Source organism: Streptococcus sp. HMSC072G04 (assembly GCF_001813295.1).
GTDB lineage: Bacteria > Bacillota > Bacilli > Lactobacillales > Streptococcaceae > Streptococcus.
The window spans coordinates 1-1,712 of record NZ_KV812004.1 but is presented as its reverse complement, the minus strand read 5'-3'; the positions used below and the strand labels follow the sequence as shown (position 1 = coordinate 1,712).

1 pseudogene is annotated in these 1,712 nt (G+C 40.7%); it reads left to right on the top strand.

Annotated elements, in window-relative coordinates:
• A pseudogene (locus HMPREF2904_RS11675) lies at positions 1–1,712 on the top strand (hypothetical protein); the annotation flags it as partial.

Genomic DNA, 1,712 nt, shown 5'->3' with positions numbered 1-1,712 from the left:
AAGCTGATCAATGATTTCAAAGATCAGACACAGAGTCAATTTGTAGGGATCCAAGGCGCACAATCCAGATTTGAGCAGACGACTGAGAAAGCCATCTCTGACCTCACTAATGTGGCAAATGGCAAAGCTGATCGGTCTTATGTTGAACATACCGTGAATGGTGTGAAAGAAGAATTTACCTCAATTGGTGTCAGTGGTGGCCCTAACATGCTTAGGAACTCAAGAGCAGACGAGGGCCTAAAATATTGGACAGAACCAAATGGACGAATGAGTTTTACATCTCACCAGTTCTATTTCAATGGACAAAAGAGGATGTTCTCTCTAAGGCCGGGAGCGATGGTTCAAAGTCCACGCTTCATTGTTAAACGAAATAAAGACTACATTCTTAATATTACAGCATTTGACGCTAACACAAAGAATATGAAGATTTCGTTTTGTAAACGCAAAAAAGGTTCCTCATCGGATTTTGAGGAAAAACAAGAAATTTTCAACAAAACTGGTTCTCCTGCCTTTAGCTCTCACGAAGCTTTAAAACGCACTTTCAAGTTTAATATTGGCGAATTTGATGAAGGTTATTTTCTATTTGAATACCAGGGCAATCCATCTGGATGGTCCGGAATGTTCATGACTGAATTGGACTTCTACGAAGGAATCAATGACCGCTTGTGGCAGCCTGCACCAGAAGATCAAAATTATCTGGTAGAGCAAGCGCAAGCAACATTTGAGCAGACCATCCAAGGCCTATCTACTCAATTAACAAAATTAGAGACTAAGACTGGTCCAACCGGTGAGCTTGAACAGCGTATGCTGACATACTCTGAGAAAGCTGCTGTGGATGCTTTAAAAGCAACCAGACAGATTCTAGAACAAGGGTATGTTGCTAAATCTCAATATACCGAAGATGTCGCTGGAATCACAAGAAGATTTGATGAAATTGTTCAGGCTGGGGAAAACTTGCTTAAAAACAGCGGAAATCCTCAAAATGTAGAGGGTTGGGGCTACTATGAACCAGGTAAGAGTCCAGAAGTGACCACATCAACCAATCAAATCTACTACAACGAATCCAGAAAACTCTTTAAGCTTGATAATTCAACAGGCAGTGAAAAAGTTGCAGCATCCCAACGCTTCAGCATCAAGAGGAATACCACATACACTATTTCATTTGATGCGATTGGATCAGACAATCTCAAAACTGCCACATTCTACTTCCTAGCAAGGAAGAAAGGTGAGACAGGAACCTTCTCAAAAGTATTCACGCTTGCTGACAAGATCACTGTGCCACAAGATAGAATCACACGCTACTATTTCACAGTCAATTCTGAAGAATATGATGAAGCATTTTTGAGATTTGACAATAACGGATCATCAAACGGACAACCAGCAAGCCTTTTCTTTGGTGACATTGATGTATATGAAGGATCTATCAAGAGAGCCTACCAACCGCCAACAGATGACGGTTCATCCGTGATTGAAGCCAAACTTGCTGAGTTCAAACAAGGAATTGATGGGCAAATATCAACATTCTCAACCGAATTCGGAATGAGGCTATCCAGTCAAAATTCTGTCATCAATGACAAGTTAGATGATTTCAAAGACAGCATCAACGGGCGCTTTGCAAATTACAAACAATCAATTGATGGCCAAGTAGCAACAATTGTCAGCCAATTTGATGGAGTCCTAAAAAAAACAGACATCAACATCACAGATGGTCA